This is a genomic window from Paenibacillus sp. UMB7766-LJ446 (genome assembly GCF_030226665.1).
GTDB classification, from domain to species: Bacteria; Bacillota; Bacilli; order Paenibacillales; family Paenibacillaceae; genus Paenibacillus; species Paenibacillus vandeheii.
Map to the genome: position 1 here is coordinate 123,171 of NZ_JASOYM010000002.1, position 17,142 is coordinate 140,312.

At 48.7% G+C, this 17,142-nt stretch carries 11 protein-coding genes; 6 read left to right on the top strand and 5 right to left on the bottom strand.

Features of this window, described 5'->3' with window-relative positions:
• Window positions 1-52 precede the first annotated feature (52 nt).
• The 4 genes from QP794_RS05570 to QP794_RS05585 all read right to left on the bottom strand — a co-directional run bounded on the left by QP794_RS05570 (window position 53) and on the right by QP794_RS05585 (window position 6,884).
• Complete coding sequence (locus tag QP794_RS05570; RefSeq protein WP_285075297.1) at window positions 53-1,762, bottom strand: extracellular solute-binding protein; 1,710 nt, start codon at window positions 1,760-1,762, stop codon at window positions 53-55.
• Window positions 1,756-3,489: a sensor histidine kinase gene (locus QP794_RS05575; RefSeq protein ID WP_079349142.1), complete on the bottom strand. Its 1,734-nt coding sequence runs from the start codon at window positions 3,487-3,489 to the stop codon at window positions 1,756-1,758. Before QP794_RS05575 ends, QP794_RS05570 begins: the two co-directional genes overlap by 7 nt.
• Window positions 3,490-3,507: 18 nt before the next feature.
• Window positions 3,508-5,145 carry a response regulator gene (locus QP794_RS05580; protein WP_285075298.1) on the bottom strand — a complete coding sequence of 546 codons (1,638 nt, stop codon included), beginning with the start codon at window positions 5,143-5,145 and terminating at the stop codon, window positions 3,508-3,510.
• Window positions 5,146-5,315: 170 nt separating this feature from the next.
• Window positions 5,316-6,884 carry a glycoside hydrolase family 31 protein gene (locus tag QP794_RS05585; RefSeq protein WP_285075299.1) on the bottom strand — a complete coding sequence of 523 codons (1,569 nt, stop codon included), beginning with the start codon at window positions 6,882-6,884 and terminating at the stop codon, window positions 5,316-5,318.
• Between the two features lie 282 nt (window positions 6,885-7,166).
• Here QP794_RS05585 and QP794_RS05590 point away from each other — a divergent pair, with 282 nt between their 5' ends.
• From QP794_RS05590 to QP794_RS05605, 4 genes are all read left to right on the top strand, one after another.
• Window positions 7,167-8,456, top strand: a complete 1,290-nt coding sequence (locus tag QP794_RS05590) for an ABC transporter substrate-binding protein (RefSeq protein ID WP_285075300.1) — start codon at window positions 7,167-7,169, stop codon at window positions 8,454-8,456.
• Window positions 8,457-8,564: 108 nt separating this feature from the next.
• Window positions 8,565-9,401, top strand: a complete 837-nt coding sequence (locus QP794_RS05595; RefSeq protein WP_236703350.1) for a carbohydrate ABC transporter permease — start codon at window positions 8,565-8,567, stop codon at window positions 9,399-9,401.
• A 12-nt stretch (window positions 9,402-9,413) separates the two neighbouring features.
• Window positions 9,414-10,250 carry a carbohydrate ABC transporter permease gene (locus tag QP794_RS05600; protein WP_285075301.1) on the top strand — a complete coding sequence of 279 codons (837 nt, stop codon included), beginning with the start codon at window positions 9,414-9,416 and terminating at the stop codon, window positions 10,248-10,250.
• A 212-nt stretch (window positions 10,251-10,462) separates the two neighbouring features.
• On the top strand, window positions 10,463-12,367 hold the full coding sequence (locus QP794_RS05605; protein ID WP_285075302.1) for a DUF4832 domain-containing protein: 1,905 nt from the start codon (window positions 10,463-10,465) through the stop codon (window positions 12,365-12,367).
• Between the two features lie 318 nt (window positions 12,368-12,685).
• Here the strand turns inward: QP794_RS05605 and QP794_RS05610 are convergent, their stop codons facing one another.
• On the bottom strand, window positions 12,686-13,297 hold the full coding sequence (locus QP794_RS05610) for a TetR/AcrR family transcriptional regulator (protein ID WP_285075303.1): 612 nt from the start codon (window positions 13,295-13,297) through the stop codon (window positions 12,686-12,688).
• Window positions 13,298-13,474: 177 nt separating this feature from the next.
• Here QP794_RS05610 and QP794_RS05615 point away from each other — a divergent pair, with 177 nt between their 5' ends.
• Both QP794_RS05615 and QP794_RS05620 read left to right on the top strand, forming a co-directional pair.
• Window positions 13,475-14,212, top strand: coding sequence for an SDR family NAD(P)-dependent oxidoreductase (locus tag QP794_RS05615; protein WP_285075304.1), 738 nt, complete (start codon window positions 13,475-13,477; stop codon window positions 14,210-14,212).
• Window positions 14,213-14,519: 307 nt separating this feature from the next.
• Window positions 14,520-17,099 carry a glycosyl hydrolase gene (locus QP794_RS05620; RefSeq protein WP_285075305.1) on the top strand — a complete coding sequence of 860 codons (2,580 nt, stop codon included), beginning with the start codon at window positions 14,520-14,522 and terminating at the stop codon, window positions 17,097-17,099.
• Window positions 17,100-17,142 lie beyond the last annotated feature (43 nt).

The following is a 17,142-nucleotide window of genomic DNA, read 5'->3' on the forward strand; positions in this document are numbered from 1 at the left end:
GTGCGCCATGTTTTTAATTTTTAAATAACCCACAGAAAACAACTATTATTGATTAGTTTTTCCCCAGCGATGTGTACCATTCGTTCACCTCTTCAGTTATCTTATCACCGCCCAGCTCATGCCATCTAGCGACGACGAGATCGAAGCTTGACAGGGGCTCCTGTCCGTACACGATTTTGAGCATCGCATCATGCAGTAACTCGTCAAGGGCGTCACCGATTTTTTCCATCGTCGGCGTCGGCGCTCCGGTGAAGGCGTCTGTCTTGTAGACAGAGGGATTGCTTTCGACGATTTGCCAACCCTTCAGCTCCTGAGGCGTACGCAGCAGCTTGTTTTTGATGTCATATGACGTCTGATTGGATGCACCGCTGTTGATGCGAGCAATGGATTGACTGAGCAAGTTAGGGACCGAGGGGAGCGACAGGCTTAGGAGATACTTTTGGGGGTCCGCAAATCCGCCTGGAACCTGGCTTTCCAGGAATGTCACCTTGCCCTCTTCATAGCCGTAGTCGTAGCCTTCAGCGATACCCCAACGATAGGGCGAGCCAGAGGGAGGATCGACGAAGTTGTCATAAACAAAGTTCATATAATTGAAAAAAAATTCAGGATTCGCCATTTCTGCGTTGATGGCAATTGCACCATACTCCGGCGGCGTGCCGCGCGTACCGGATAAGCTGCTTGGCCCGACGGGGATCGGGTATGCCTCGAACCGGGCATCCGGCACGTTCGCAGTCACATCCCCTAGCGGCCATCCTGCGGCCCACAGCGGCGCCACAATCATGCCTGCCTTGCCCAGCTTCCATGATTCCGTCGCTTGAACCTCATCGAGAATCTCAGCATCCTTTGGCACGTAGCCTCGCTCCATCCAGCGCTTCAACGTCGTTAGACCTTGCCGAATACTTGGCTGGACCGATCCGTAAGACAGAATTCCTTCATCGTCTGTGCTCCAAATGTCTGGCATCTCCCCGTAAGCACCAAACACGAAGCCCGCATCCGACATCCAGGTGAAAAACGAATTTTTGAGGCTAATGCTAAGTCCATAAGTGTCGTCTTTACCATTGCCGTCCGGGTCAAGATGAACGAATGCATCCATGACATTCTCCATCTCTTCAATGGTGGAGGGGGCCGACAAACCAAGTTTGTCGAGCCAACCCTGACGGATGTACAATACCTCGTTCGAGTTCATGTTGCCGTCGAGGATCGGTATTGCCATTTTTTTGCCGTTGATCATATACCGGTCCCACGATTCGGGCGCCTGTGCCATGGCTGCTTTCCACTTGGGTGAGGCATACTGCTCGAACAGCTGTCCTACTTCGCGGAAAGCACCGGAGCGCAGCAGCGGATACATATTTTGTCCACCCTTGAATGTGACGATGTCGGGAAGCGACTGACCAGTCGCGATCAAGGTGTTCAGTTTATTGATGTAGACGTCCTCGTCACCCGTCGTCGTCCAGAGGTAATTGACCTTGATGCCAAGCTTGTCCTCAAACAATCGGCTCAGTACGTTGTTCTGAAGATCTTCACCGTTTTTGAAATCGATGTCCGGGTAGAGATGCCCAACGGTCGTCAAGACCACCGGAGACTCATATTTCCCACCGATGAATGAAGGGGCAGGCCCTGTAGGCGTGTTCTTTTTTTCCTGAAGTTGGGAGGGTACTGTTGGATCTTCCCAAAAGATGAACGAAAAAATCATGACGACGAGGAACAAGATCATCGCGAGGCCAAACAGCCCTGTCTGCTTCAACCATTTCCAGATTAACATATCTCGGTAACCTCCTGTTCACGGACAACTTTCCAGCGCAATGTCACCTGAAGTCCGCCCAATTCTCCATTAGCCAGCTCCATATCGGCCTCTGAGCCGAGCACCGCTCTCATCCGCTCATATACATTGTGAAGCGCCCACGCAGTATTGGCGTCCGCGTCATAGTAGATTGCATTACGGAGCGTGTCGATGCGACCAGGCTCGACACCACAGCCGTTATCCGCCACAATCAGCTCACAGTATTCTCCGTCGGAATGACCTGTAATCTGGATGTCTCCGACCGTGCGAAGCGACTCAATGCCATGCAGAATGGCATTTTCCGCGAGCGGTTGCAGCAGAAGCCGCGGTACCTGTAAATCGAGAAGATGCTCCTCGACGTCAATAGTGAAAACGAAGCGGTCCATCTGAAGACTCTGGATCGTGAGGTATAACCGGACAAGCTCAAGCTCGTCCCGCACCGTTGTATACGTGTTCTCGAACTTGATCGTTTGCCGGAAATAACGGCTTAAGCTTATGGACATGTCAATGACGGCCTGCTTCTCGTCAAGTTCGGTCATACTTTTAATAAACGCAAGCGAGTTGTACAGGAAGTGCGGCTGGATCTGGGAGTGGAGCTGTCGCAGTTTTGCCTCCTTCGAGCGAATCTGTTCCATGTAAACCCTTTCAATTAACTCTTTGATTTCTTTGGACATCTCGTTGAAGCGGTCAAACAAATACATGAATTCGTCATTACTCTCCTGGCGAAGTGTGATGGAATATTGACCGGATGTGATTTTCCTGACGCCCCAGAGCAGTTTTCGTATCGGGATCTGCACGTCCCGGTACAACAACAGGGCGAGCAGAATGCTGAACAGAAGAAGGAAAACACTGGAGAAATAGTAGAGACGCTGGTTGGCATAGATCGGATTGAGCACCTCACTGATCGGGGTATAATCCACGATGTACCAATCTTTGAAGTTACTCAGAACAGAGAAATTAACGAGGTATTGCTCACCGTCCAGTTTAATAAGTCGGTTACCACTCATCTCTTGGCCAATCTCAAGCCGCCGTGTCAATTCATGGATGAAAGGAAGCTTTTCTGTGTCGCTTGCCAGCACATCCCCAGCTGCAGACAACAAAATTGCGCTGTTGTCGTTTGTTCCCTTGGCACGGTCCAAGTAAGCAAGTACATTTTTGGTATCGATCTTGGCCCTGACGACATAAGACACTTCCTCCGGATCAAACCGGAAAGTGTACGGATGCGCCAAATAATACGTCAAATACCCACCGTCGCCCGTCTGCTCATACTGCCAGAACGGGCGGAAGTGTGTCTCCAGGTACAGTTCGCTTAGCTTCGACGAAGAGGATGTTGAAGAGAAAGCTGAGCTGTCCTCATCGTAAATCACCATAAATTCGGCGTTCCAGTTGTTCAGGGCATGCAACAGGTTCAACTTGTCCGACACCCGCAGCTTCAACTTGTTCAGTTCAAAATCTCCTTCCAAAAAGGAAGGAGTCGCAAGCAGTCGAACATCTTTGTCGAGTACGAGAAAATCGCTAAAGGACGATACTTTGGACAGATTATTGTCGATGTCTCCGGCCAAGAAAGTGAGCTCATTCAGCTTCACGCGTTGGATTTCCTGCTTGATTAGCCGTACGCTGGAGCGATTGGTCAGGTAGTACAGAAGCAGGGTAGAGACAAGCAGTAGAAAGATGACAAGCACAATTTTTGTGAAAATGGTTAGTTTCATTAAAGTGTCCCCGTTCGGTCAGGAGGATTGGTGACGGAAGTCTTGCGGTGTCAGCCCAAAATGCTCTTTGAACAACTTGATGAAGTACTGCGGCTTATGGTAGCCGATCGCCGTCGCAACGTCGCTAACCTTGAGCTCTGGCTGCTCCATAAGTATTTCCCGCGCCCGCTGCATGCGCACTTTGTACAAGTACTCACTAATATTCTCGCTTGCCTTGCTTTTAAATAGAGCAGACAAGTAGGCGGGGTGCAGGCCGACGTGGTCCGCTGCCGTCTGCAGCGTGGCATCCGCGAGATGCGCGGTGATGAATTGCTGGACCTTACGGATGAGCGCCACTTGCTCGTTGTTCCATTCACTTTTGGTCATCTCCCGCAATTGCTCCAGCGTGGACATTATCCAATGCTGAAGCTGGTGCATATGGCGGAACCGGTTGGTTTCAGCGGCCTTGTCCAGCTCCGGGGGGAGAATCTCAAGCAGGCTGAGTCCGTTTTTGTGGGCAAAAAAACTGAAGGCGCCCATCGCGTGATAATAGAGCTCAAGCAGCGTCTCCCGTGAATCCATTCGCTTGTTTGTCACCTCAAGGAAAATAGCGTCCCACTTGGCAGCGATCGCCTCCCACTGGTAAATTTCGAACAACTGGATCATCGTGGGCGATTCGTAAAGGCTATGGACGCGGTAGGGCTTTTCGGGCACTAAGGCGTCCTGCAGGCGGATTAAGAGGTCCGTCTCACCGCCAAGATGGCGGGTCAGTATAGCCAGTGAATCCTGGTAAGTCTCACGCAGGCCGTGAGCCATGACCTGCCAGTGGCTCACGACGATTGAGATGCTGCTTTTGAGAAAGTGCCTGACGTGTTGCTGCAGTCTGGCAGCCAAATGTTCGAGGGACCGCTGTCGATGAACCTCCGGTTCCGTCTCCCGCGCTAGCCATGACTCTTCCCGCACCTTGAGAACGAAGACTTCATGCTCGTACGCATCACGTCCATGCCACACATGGAACAACTCGGAGAATGTTTCCTCAGCGATATTTGCGACGGCTGAGGAGAGCAAGGACTGGTCCATCCAGTTCGACTCCTCTGCAGACGATTCAATGCGGAGCAGGCATATTGCAGTTTCGTCGCTCGGACAGAACGGCAACCGGTAATAAGCCATTTTTTCTTCGAGCAGCTTGGGAGGCAGCTTTCTTCCTTGAAGCAGATCAATGAGCAGCTTCTCTCGAAACAAGGGCATATGTTCGGTGAGCATGATCATGGCCTTCTCCTGCTTGCCACGTTCGTCCCATTCAAGGCGGAGCACTTCCGTGAGTTGGCGCAGCATGTCGGCCAGCTCCCTTTGGTCGACCGGTTTGAGCAGGTAACCATCCACCTGCTGTCTGATGGCCTCCTGCGCGTAGTCCCATTCGCTGTAGCCGGATAGCAGAATGCTTTTGAAGTGTTTGTCGTATTTTTTTATATGCTCAATCAGCTCCAAGCCGGAGATTCCGGGCATTCGAATATCGGTGATGATAATATCGACGGGATAGCTCTTGCAATGTTCAAGTGCCTCTTCGCCAGAGAAAGCTTTGTGAACCTTGCCGATGCCGAGCGCTTCCCACGGCATGGTGCGTTCGAGACTGTCCACGAGATGAGCATGATCATCAACGATTAAAAGCTCATACATGCTTAGATCCCCCAGTCAGTTTTCGGTTGTTACGGTTGGCGTATCTTCAATCTTTTTATTATCTAAGCATAACTGTTCCTTTGTCAATTGGAGTTCGAAGAGTGTAGCTAAGCAGTTCTCGGGTGCCAGCACCTATCAGGGAAAGCTTATATTTCTTGGAGACATGCCTCCTATTGAATTTTGCGATACCAGGGCAGACGTGAGAGTGGAGCATCAACTTGCAATTCGGTTGGCCCATTGATGACGTTTCCATCATCGCCTTGCCATTGACCCTCAGGGAAAACTACGGTTCTGGACGTCAGCCCCTTAACGACGACTGGCGCAACGAGCAGATTCTGACCGAGGAGAAACTGATCATTTACGAGCTCATAGCCGCAATCGGGATATTCAAACTCCAGACTGCGCAGTATCGGCAGGCCATCTGCAGCGGCCTGGCGAGCAAGGGCGAGCAGTTCAGGGCCAAGCTCAGATCTTAGCCTTACGGCGTCAAGGCACCAGGTTAGCTCCTCACCGTTCAACACGCGCCAGGGTGCCATGGAAAACTGCATAACAGGGAACAGTGCGGCACACTGGGTATACCTTACGAACAACTCGCTGTCAAAGTGAAACTCCGGGGAGTTGATGTCGCCGTCCATACCGCCGCCGATCATGTCGGGGCAGTTAAATGCATAGCCAAGCAGTCCCTGAGCAATTGCGTTCGGAATGAGTCCGCTGAGCCCCGTAGCGTCCCACGTATGTGTCTTGTCCCGCTGGCGCTGGATGAGTCCTTGGCCACCGAGCTTCCAACACATCCGCAGCTCAACCAGCGAGTAGCCAACTCCGAGGTTGGCGTAAGCTTCGCAGTCCTCAAGCAGGCGCAGGGGACGAGTCCATGCAACGGGCTGGGTCGTGTCCGCTCCGCTCGGCAAGATCGGCTCGCCAGCATCAAGTTTAAAACCATCAACGCCGTAATCCGTGATCAGACGATCCATCTGCCGCTTGAACCAAGCTGCACCTTCCTCTTTCGTATAATCCACAACTGCGCTGTAACCATTCCACCAATGTCGGATTAATGGTGCGTTGTCCACACCTTTTAGAAGCAGATCTCCCGCCCGCAATTCCTTAAACATCGTGCAGTCTGGACTCACGTATGGGCACATCCAGAGCATCACCTTGAAGCCCATGCCGTGAAGCGTATCGATCATCTCCCGGGGATTCGGGAACCTGTGCTTGTCAAAGTACCACATGCCATAATCCATCATCCAATTGTCGTCGATAATAAGGACGCCGGGCGGTAGTCCGTTCGCTAGAATGGATTCGGCATAACGGATGATTTTCTCCTGTGTGGGGTTATAGAACATCTCGACCCAGGTACAGTACTGCGGAGCTGTGAATACCAGGGCGTCGGGTACCTGCTGTGACGGCGGGAAATGTGTGCCGGCAGCATGACGGTATGCACCCTGTAGTGTGTTGAGCTCCTCCTCCACGACGACCTCACCAGCAATATCAAAAACGGAAAGCCCATTCTCGTCCACATGGAAAGCAAATGGCTCCTCGCTCCAAATATATCTGCCCTTATTGGAGAGCAGCAAAGGCGAGGCCTGATTGTCGTCTGTCATGCGCAAATCCCTCGTATACGCAGTCTGGCCAAACGGCATCGAGCTGCCATCGTTGATTACACCGCCCCACCAGTATTCACCGGGCAGACGGGTGATTGAGATATTATTCATGGGAGAATTCTCCTTTGGAATTGCGGACAAAATCTTGTGGAATATTTGCCCCAATCGTTTGAATTTTGATACGGCTTTTATTATGCAGAGATCCTCTGCCCTTTGGAAGGGGATCTTAAAAATGTGGTTTGAATCTTAAAATTTGGGCATTTAAACCGGATTTTCCCTGATTTATGATGAGAACGTCAAGAGCTCACGACGATCGACTGGCGGAAAAAAGCGCAATTTTTCCGTCCTCCAGCTTTTTGAACACGACTGCTGAAGTAAAGGGACAATCTTCATTTTTTAAGAAAAGTCGAGGGGAGTATTACGATGAACATAAGAAAAAAATGGGCCGCAGGGCTCGCCAGCTTACTGCTCGTCTCGTTGATGGCCGGCTGCAATAATTCTAACGACGGAGGCGGGGCTGCCGACAGTGGTGCCCAGAAGAAGGTTACGATCTCTTATACGATCTGGGACAAAAACCAGCAGCCGGCAATGGAAGCGATCGCCGATGCGTTCACGGAGCAGCACCCGAACATCAAGGTGAAAGTTGATGCTATCCCTTGGGGCGAATATTGGACGAAGATGTCCGCCGCAGCACCAGCAGGAATGTTGCCCGATGTATTCTGGATGCATGGTGGTCAGTTTATGAAGTACGCAGAAGGCCAGTTCCTCGAGCCGATCACGGACAAGGTGCAGGCGGGCGAAATCGATCTGGACAACTACGCGTCCAACCTCACCTCTATCTATACGGTGGATGGGCAAAACTACGGTATTCCAAAGGACTTCGATACCATTGGACTCGCCTACAACAAGGAGCTGTTCGATCAGGCGAACATTGCGTACCCGGACGACACGTGGGATTATGCCAAGCTTGCTGAAGTTGCCAAACAGCTCAGCCAGCCAGACAAGGGCATTTACGGTTTTGGTGCAAAGCTGGACACCCAAGCGGGTTACTGGAACGACATGTTAGCGAACGGTGGTTTCATTTTAAATGACGATATGACGAAATCCGGTTACGACGAACAGGCATCGATTGAGGCACTAAAGGCTCGTTATCAGATGATTCTTGATAAGGCTTCGCCGACGCACCAGCAGATGACCGACACGGATTCGGTTGAAATGTTCAAGTCTGGCAAGCTGGCGATGATTTTCGACGGATCATGGGACAATGGCAATCTGGCGAGTAGTGAAATTATCAAAGGAAAGTACGATTGGGCACCTCTGCCGAAGGGCAAGGTCAAACGCGGCAATATCATTAATGGCATCGGCAACGTCATGTCTACTAAAGGTAAGCACAAGGATGAAGCATGGCAGTTCCTGAAATTCCTCGGCTCCAAGGAGGCCGCTGAGATCACGGCCGAGATGGGTGCGGCGATTCCGGCGTTCAATAACACGCAAGACGCATGGGTGAAGAACAATCCTGATTTGAACCTGCAGGTATTCATTGATCAGGCGGCGGACGCGACTCCGTACCCGAGTGGTTCAAAATCATACCCAGTCTGGTTCTCGAAAGAAGCAGAAATCATGTCACAGGCATGGGGCGGCGCGATATCAATCGAAGAAGGCGCCAAGAAAGTGGCGGAAATGATGAATCAGGCGATTGGGGACGCAAAGTAAGCTCCCTACGCCAGGCAAAATTGTCGATGGTATTCCGGTTAACGGAATACCTATGGCACAAATGAGGTGAAGGCAATGCATTCGAAAAGCAGATATATATGGGCTTATATGATGATCGCTCCGACGTTGATCGGAACGCTCGTTTTTTGGAGTTGGCCAGCCGTTTATTCCATTTATCTGAGCTTCCTGAAGTCCGAAAACTTCGGCCTTGTCAACCACTGGGTTGGTTGGGCCAACTACGAGAGATTATTTATGGACGAGGAGTTCTGGCAAAATCTACGTAATACGATACTTTATGTCGTGCTGTTTGTGCCTACAACGATTATACTTTCCACGTTTTTTGCCGTACTGCTAAACGCGAAGATCAAGGGCCAGTCTGTCTACCGGGTCATTTATTTTCTACCGCAGGTTACAATGGCGGCCGCGGCTGCTATGGTGTGGGTCATTATTTTTGCGCAGGATTACGGACTACTAAACTCCGTACTCGGCACTCACATTGCGTGGATATCTGACAAGCGCTTCGCCATGTATGCCCTTGTCATGGTCGGCGTTTGGGGCGCGATCGGCTTTAACATGCTGCTGATTCTGGCCGGACTTCAAGGAATTCCACGCATTCTGTATGAGGCTGCTGAGATTGATGGCGCTGTCGGCTTTCGCAAGTTTCGATCCATTACGCTCCCGCTATTAACACCGACATTATTTTTTACATCGATCGTACTCGTGATCGGTGCTACACAAATTTTTGACAGTATCTATCTGATTATCGGTAAAACGAATGTTGCACTACCCGCGGTGCGTTCTCTCGTATACGCTTATTACCAAAATTCGTTTATCTACTACGATCAGAACTATGGAGCTGCCATCGTCAACATCTTACTAGTGATCAACCTGGTTTTGACGGGTATCCAGTTCATGCTGCAAAAAAAATGGGTGATTTACGATTGAGGAGGTTCGAAAGTGAGCAGAGTTGTCTCTTCGAAGCATAGAAACAACCTAATTATTCATTTGGTTCTGATCGCTGGGGCAGCCGTCATGGTGCTTCCATTTCTCTGGATGATCCTTACGTCGCTCAAGACGACGACGGAGGCGACCCAGATTCCGATCACCATACTCCCTGCGGAGCCAAGCTTCAGAGGTTATGTGGATGCCCTCAAGCAATCAGCCTTCCTGCATTACTATGCGAACACGCTGATGGCTGCGTTTATGAAGACGTTGTTCCCTGTTGTCTTCAGCGCGATGGCGGCCTTTGCGTTTGCACGCATTCGTTTTCCGGGTAGAGGACTGTGTTTTTTTCTGATCATTTCGGTGATGATGATCCCCAACCCGGTGTTCTATACACCGCAATATTTGATGATGAGCAAACTTGGATTGGTGAATACGACGACTGCACTTTGGATCACCTCGCTCGTCAGCCCATTTGCGACATTTTTGCTGCGTCAATTTTTCCTCGGTATCTCCAAAGAGTTGGAGGAAGCAGCAGTGCTCGACGGGTGCAATCCGTTCCAAATCTTTCGCTATATCATGCTGCCGCTTGTCAAGTCAGCGCTGGTTGCAGTCGTCATCATTCAACTGCTCTGGTCATGGAATGAACTACAGTGGCCACTAATCATCAACAGTTCGCCGGAAAAATTGACGCTGTCGGCAGGCCTCGCGACACTTGTCTCCATGTTCGGTACGGATTATCCTGTATTGATGGCTGGTGCGTTCATGGCTGTCGTTCCGATGCTCATACTGTTTTTCATTTTCCAACGGAGATTCATCGAGGGTGTCGCTTTTAGTGCCAGTAAGGGATGACCCGATGACCTTTTGGATCATGTCCATGCAATCTGTGAAAATTGGCTGGGGGCGTACCACCACGTTTACTAGCTATTTGCAACAAGTAGAAACGAGATGTGTGCTCACTAATGCGTAGAATTCCGAGCTGGAGAGGGGGTGAGTATGGCTGGGGAGTAAGTACGTTGCCCTTTTTAATAGATAAACTCATACGAATAGGAGTGAACGATGCAATGTCGAATGCAAGACTTGCAAGGCTAGGATTGATGATGGTCGTCTTTTGTCTACTTGGCTCGATCGTGTTTATGAATTTCAAGCCTACACATGCCTACGCGTCCGGAGAGTGGCAGGCTCAAACCTATGACCCGAACAAAGCGGGGCTGGAGCTAAATCCACTGAAGGGCTTTTTACCCTTCTCCAAGCTCCCTTCGGAAAGTGTTGATCCGAACAACAGTTTCCCGCACAGCATGGAATGGTTCTACGTTTCGCTTCGCGACCTGATGACGGACTGGAACACGTACAACTGGGCACCGCTGGATGCCTATCTGAATGACATCGCTAGTCGGGGTAACCAAGCGGCTTTCCGCGTCTACGTCGACTATCCGGGTCGTACGAGTGGTATTCCGCAATTTCTAATCAACGGGGGGCTTATGACCCGGGATTATGACCAGAATGGCAACCACGATACATCTACGCACAGTTTGGCCCCCGATTGGAACGACGCTAATCTGAATCAGGCAATGCGACAGTTCGTCGCCGCACTTGGGGCCCGCTACGATGGCGATCCTCGGATCGGCTTCTTGACGACAGGGTTATACGGCTTCTGGGGAGAGTGGCATACGTGGCCCTACAATACCGATCCAACAAATTGGGAGATGAACCAGAGCAACCGTGACGGGCTGCTTTCCGCATTCAAGGGTGCGTTTCAGAAGACCCAGGTCCTGGCCAGGTACCCTTATTCGGCGAGTACAGCAGATTTGAAAAACGCTTTTGGCTACCATGATGATTCATTTTCGTACGAAACGCTGTTCGAAAATGACTGGGGATTCTGGAATTTGATTACGCAAAACGGCCTGCAGAACATCTGGAAGACTCATCCGATTGGCGGCGAACTCTATCCACCGCTCCAGCAGGATGCGAGTTTTTGGCAGCATTGGCCCAACCAAAACGGTGAGGACTTCCAGACCTCAGTCGAAACGACTCACGCTTCTTGGCTAATGTACGATCGTGTGTACAAAAATTCTCTACCGGATGAGACGGCTAAGCTTAATGCGCTGCGAGCTCATAAAATGCTTGGCTACACGCTGTACAATTCCTCTGTACAGTTGAGCGATTCATCGGCGTCTTCACTGCAAGTCAACGTCAAACTTCAGAATAAAGGTGTCGCCCCCTTTTACTACAATTGGAAGGTTGAGTTTGGTGTACTGAATGCTGCTGACACATGGGTTAAGTCACTCGGCACGGAATCGTGGAATCTGAAAAGCGTCTTGCCTGGAGCCACGGACTATTCCTTCTCGTATAGTGCGAATCACAACCTTCCAGCCGGGGACTACAGGCTGGTCATGCGAGTTGTCAACCCACTTTCCGGTGGCAAAACCCTTCGCTTTGCGAACACCCGTCAGGATGCAAATCGAGATGGCTGGCTGACACTGTCCGGTTTCCATGTTTCTGCGAGTGCTACGACTTCTACAATACTGACTGATCCACCTGTGACGCCGGTTACACCTCCGACTTCTGGTGCTAACAGCTATGAGGCAGAGGCAGTAGGGAACACATTAGGGGGCTCTGCAGTCATTGCGGACTGCACGACTTGCTCAGGCGGTGGAAAGGTGGGCTATCTAGGCAACGGTAGTGGCACGCTGAAGTTCAATGGTGTATCAGTACCGTCCGCAGGCAACTACAAATTGACCATCCAGTATCTGAATGGCGAGGCTTCCCGAGCCGCCATATTAAGTGTGAATGGAGCGGCGGGTACGACGCTCAATTTCCCAAGCTCCGGCGGCTGGACAACAGTTGCCTCTCAGGAGACGACCGTGCATCTGCAAGCGGGGTCCAATACGCTGTTATTTTCCCAGCCGACGGGGTACGCGCCGGATATCGACCGCATCTTAGTGAGTGTTACGGGTACAGGAGGGTAAAAAGAGGACCTGCGACCCCTTTTCAGTAAAACAGTGATGAGAATGACTCTTACCATTGGAGTGAATGGAGCTGACCTCCACATGCAGACTATCGAAAAGATAGTTCTCTAAATATGGATTGTTAAGGGGAAATTATTAATTATATACTATAAGTAAAAGGGGAAAAGACAAAGAATGGAGGATAAGATTCTCCTTCTTTGTCTTTAAATTAAATTTATCTTACTGGTACAACAATAAATCAATTACTGAACGGAGGGGGAGCGGAGCAGCGTGTGATGATGCTGAGATTGATGTGAACTTAAAAGTTCATCTGTACAATTAATCCAACTTGATCCCTACATAATGAAAAGAATGAATATGTGTTTTTGACAGTTCGATCACATTTTTGATAAACATATCACGTGATTCGCGAAAATCGCTTAATATCCAATTGTTTAATATCCCAAAAAAGCCGTAAGCCGTGTAGTACTTAAAATACTCCATGTTCACAGGGGAATCGTTGATCGTCTCGAAGATAAACTGCTCTTCGTATATTTTCAGGATTGTCTGAGGAAAACCTGTATGTAAACCAGGTAATGTGTCATCATATCGAATCAGTTCGAAGAAGTCTCGGTTTTCATAGATATAATCAACGATTTGAAAGGATTCCAAATTAAGCTTGTTGGTATAGACCTTTTGACCATGTGAGTATGGCTTGCCTACGGCGAGTCTAAGACCTTCGAGCTTCGTATCCAACAAGTCTTCGGCGAGCACAAATTTATCTTGGTAGTGTAAGTAAAAAGTACTGCGATTATAACCCGCCTGATCAACGATGTCTTTGACAGAGATGGCATGATAGCCTTTTTTCTTAATGAGCTGAATCAGAGCGCTTTTAAGATGCTCCTCGGTTCGATTGCGCTGTTGAGATTTCATAATTTGTTCATCATTCATACATAAAAACTCCTATAAAAATAGACATTGTTTCACCAAGTGTCTATGTAGTAGACATATCAACGTATCTTAATGATTGGATTGTTACAATTTTAAGCATACAATTATATTTGTAAACGTCATATAGCACATATGTGAATAGGTGCTATTCAAAATAGTATACTGGAGGATTTAATCATGGGCAAACTTCAAGACAAAGTGGCAATTATTACGGGAGGGGCATCCGGAATCGGCGCAGCGACAGCACGTTTATTCGTTTCAGAAGGAGCCAAAGTGGTCTTGGTGGACCTAAATGAAGAAAAAGGTAAGGCGTTTGAGCAAGAACTGAAAGCGCTTAAAGCTGACGCCCTTTTTATTAAAGCGAACATCACAAGTGAACAAGAGGTTGCTGAGATTTTCAAAAAAACCGTAGAGGTTTTCGGTAAAGTGGATATCGTATTTAATAATGCAGGAATCGGGCGTGTTCATCCATCGCATGAGCTTGACTATGCTGAGTGGCGCAATACGGTGAATGTAGATCTGGACGGCGTATTCTTGGTCGCACGTGAAGCGATCCGAGAAATGCTCAAAATTGGCGGAGGGACTATCGTCAACACGGCTTCCATGTACGGATGGGTTGGTTCACCTGGTTCTGCTGCCTACAATGCAGCAAAAGGTGGCGTCGTGAATCTTACTCGTTCACTCGCACTCGAATATGCTGAGAAAAACATTCGGGTGAACGCACTTTGCCCAGGCTTCATTGATACACCGATTATTCCAGAAGAGAGTAAGCAGGCTCTTTCCGCGGCAACACCAATGAAGCGGCTCGGTCAAGCAGATGAAATGGCCAAAGCCGTACTGTTCCTAGCTAGCGACGATTCATCCTATATGACAGGAAATAGCCTGATCGTTGATGGAGGATATACCGCCCAATAAGAGGATTACATTTGCCGGAAATGAGAGGATTAACATTTTGAAAGCCGCAATTTTGCGGCTTTTTTATCGTTACAAGATCTTTTTCTGTTACGAGTACTTTTATAGAGTTGATATGAAACACCTGCAGTGGAATATAGCTGCTAAATGAACTTCATTTGCATGATAAAGTGCTATGATAATGTACTGGAATTTCCGCCCATATATTTGCAAAAATTGATACATATGCTATGTTTACAATGAAAGCGCCATCATGAGTGAACAGAGGAATCATTCTTTATCATATTTTAAAATGGGAAGGAAGATGATAATGAAGATTTTGCTCAAAAAGACAGGCGTATTAATGCTGGCATTGACTCTGCTTCTTGGATTGATGACGGCACCCGTTCATGCAGATTCACCACTTTTCACGATCGAAAGCGAAAACGCTTTACTTTCCTCCGATCTTCAAGTGACGACAGAAATTTACGGACAACCCAAGCCCGGATTTTCAGGAAGTGGATTTGTCTGGATGCAGAATTCCGGCACGATAACCTTCACTGTGACTGTCCCGGAAACGGGCATGTATGCTATCTCCACCCGATACATGCAGGAGTTAAGCGCTGACGGCAGACTACAATATTTATCCGTTAATGGCGTTACCAAGGGCTCATATATGCTGCCTTATACCACCACATGGTCTGATTTCAATTTTGGATACCACAAGCTGGACCAGGGAAGTAACACAATTCAGCTGAAGGCTGGTTGGGGATTCGCTTATTTCGACACCTTCACTGTGGATTATGCCAATCTGGATCCCCTGGAGGTTCAGCCTGTCCTCACCGATTCTCAAGCCACACCCGAAACACAACTTCTGATGAATTATTTAACCGAGGTTTATGGCAATCACATTATCTCCGGTCAGCAGGAGATTTACGGAGGCGGAAATGATGGCAATACGGAGTTGGAGTTTGATTGGATTCATAATTTAACCGGGAAGTATCCGGCTATCCGCGGATTTGATTTTATGAATTATAATCCACTCTACGGATGGGAAGACGGTACAACGGATCGAATGATCGATTGGGTGAATAACCGGGATGGAATCGCGACCGCTTCCTGGCATATCAATGTGCCCCGAAATTTCACGACCTACCAGCTTGGGGATCATGTGGATTGGAAGGAGGCCACCTACAAGCCAACAGAAACCAATTTTAATACAGCCAACGCGGTGATTCCAGGTACGAAAGAATATCAATACGTAATGCGTACTATTGAGGATCTGGCGGAGCAGCTGTTGATTCTGCAAGATAATAATGTGCCGGTTCTTTTCCGGCCATATCATGAGGCAGAGGGAAACGGTGGGTTAAATGGGGAAGGCGCGTGGTTCTGGTGGGCTTCCGCAGGTGCGGATGTGTACAAACAACTATGGGATCTGCTCTATACTGAACTTACAGAGACATACGGACTACACAACTTGATTTGGACTTACAACAGCTACGTGTATAATACCTCTCCTGCATGGTACCCTGGTGACGATCAGGTAGATATTGTCGGTTATGATAAATACAATACGATCTACAACCGGAATGACGGTCTGTCGGGTGTACCGAATGAGGATGCTATTACCTCGATCTTCTATCAGCTGGTTGATTTAACTAACGGCAAAAAAATGGTGGCCATGACGGAGAACGACACCGTCCCAAGTGTACAGAATCTGACGGAGGAAAAATCAGGATGGCTCTACTTTTGTCCATGGTATGGAGAGCATCTCATGAGTTCCGCCTTTAATTATCCGGCCACTCTGAAAACGCTTTATCAAAGCGATTATGTGATTACGCTGGATGAACTGCCTAATTTGAAGGTTAACAATCCATCTACAAATGCGTCCCTCACACCTACAACCGTTGAATTTGACAAAAACACGCCCAACCCAAGTGACAAAGCCATAACCGTAAATTTTAACGGTAATACGTTAACCGCTCTCCGGATAGGTACAACTACATTGACTGCAAATCAGGATTATACGTTAAGCGGAAGTACGTTGCTGTTGAAAAAAGAATTCTTGGCCGGACAGCCGGTTGGCGATCATTCTATCGTTTTTGATTTTAATCAAGGGCAAGATCCTGTATTAGAAGTTAAAATTGTTGATTCCACTCCAAGCACAAATGCTGTAATTTCGCCCGTGAATGCAACATTTGATAAAGCAGCGAATCTAGCGCAGGATGTTTCCTTGTCCCTTACCTTAAACGGAAAACAGCTTACAAGCATAACGAATGGAAATTATACACTTGTATCGGGCCAGGATTATACGGCATCAAGCACGGCTATCGTTTTGCGCAAATCTTATCTTTCCACGCTGCCGCTAAGTCAGCAAGCGATAACCTTTCATTTTAACGGAGGAAATAACGCTGTTCTTACAGTAAACGTAGTGGACAGCAGCGTTTCAGTACCCTCTGGGGACTTGACGATCCAAGCCTTTAACGGCAATACAAGTGCGTCCACCAACGGAATCTCACCTCGATTCAAAGTAGTCAACAACGGTAATTCGGCGATTCAATTGAGTGATGTGATAATAAGGTATTACTATACGATTGACGGGGAAGAAGCACAGAGCTTCTGGTCTGACTGGGCCAGTGTCGGGAGTGCAAATGTAACTAGCAAATTCGTTAAATTGGCAACGCCAGTTACCGGAGCGGATTATGTTTTGGAAGTTGGTTTTTCGAGTTCTGCTGGAACACTTTATCCCGGACAAAGCGCAGAAATTCAAGCACGGTTCTCCAAAAACAACTGGTCCAATTACAACCAGACTAACGATTACTCGTTTAAGGCATCCAGTACTCAATTCGCAAACCATGAACAGGTTACCGGGTATATCAACGGTCAACTGGTTTGGGGGATCGAGCCGTAAGCAGGCAAGAATAATATAGGTTGGAGCGGGGGGATTCCTGCTC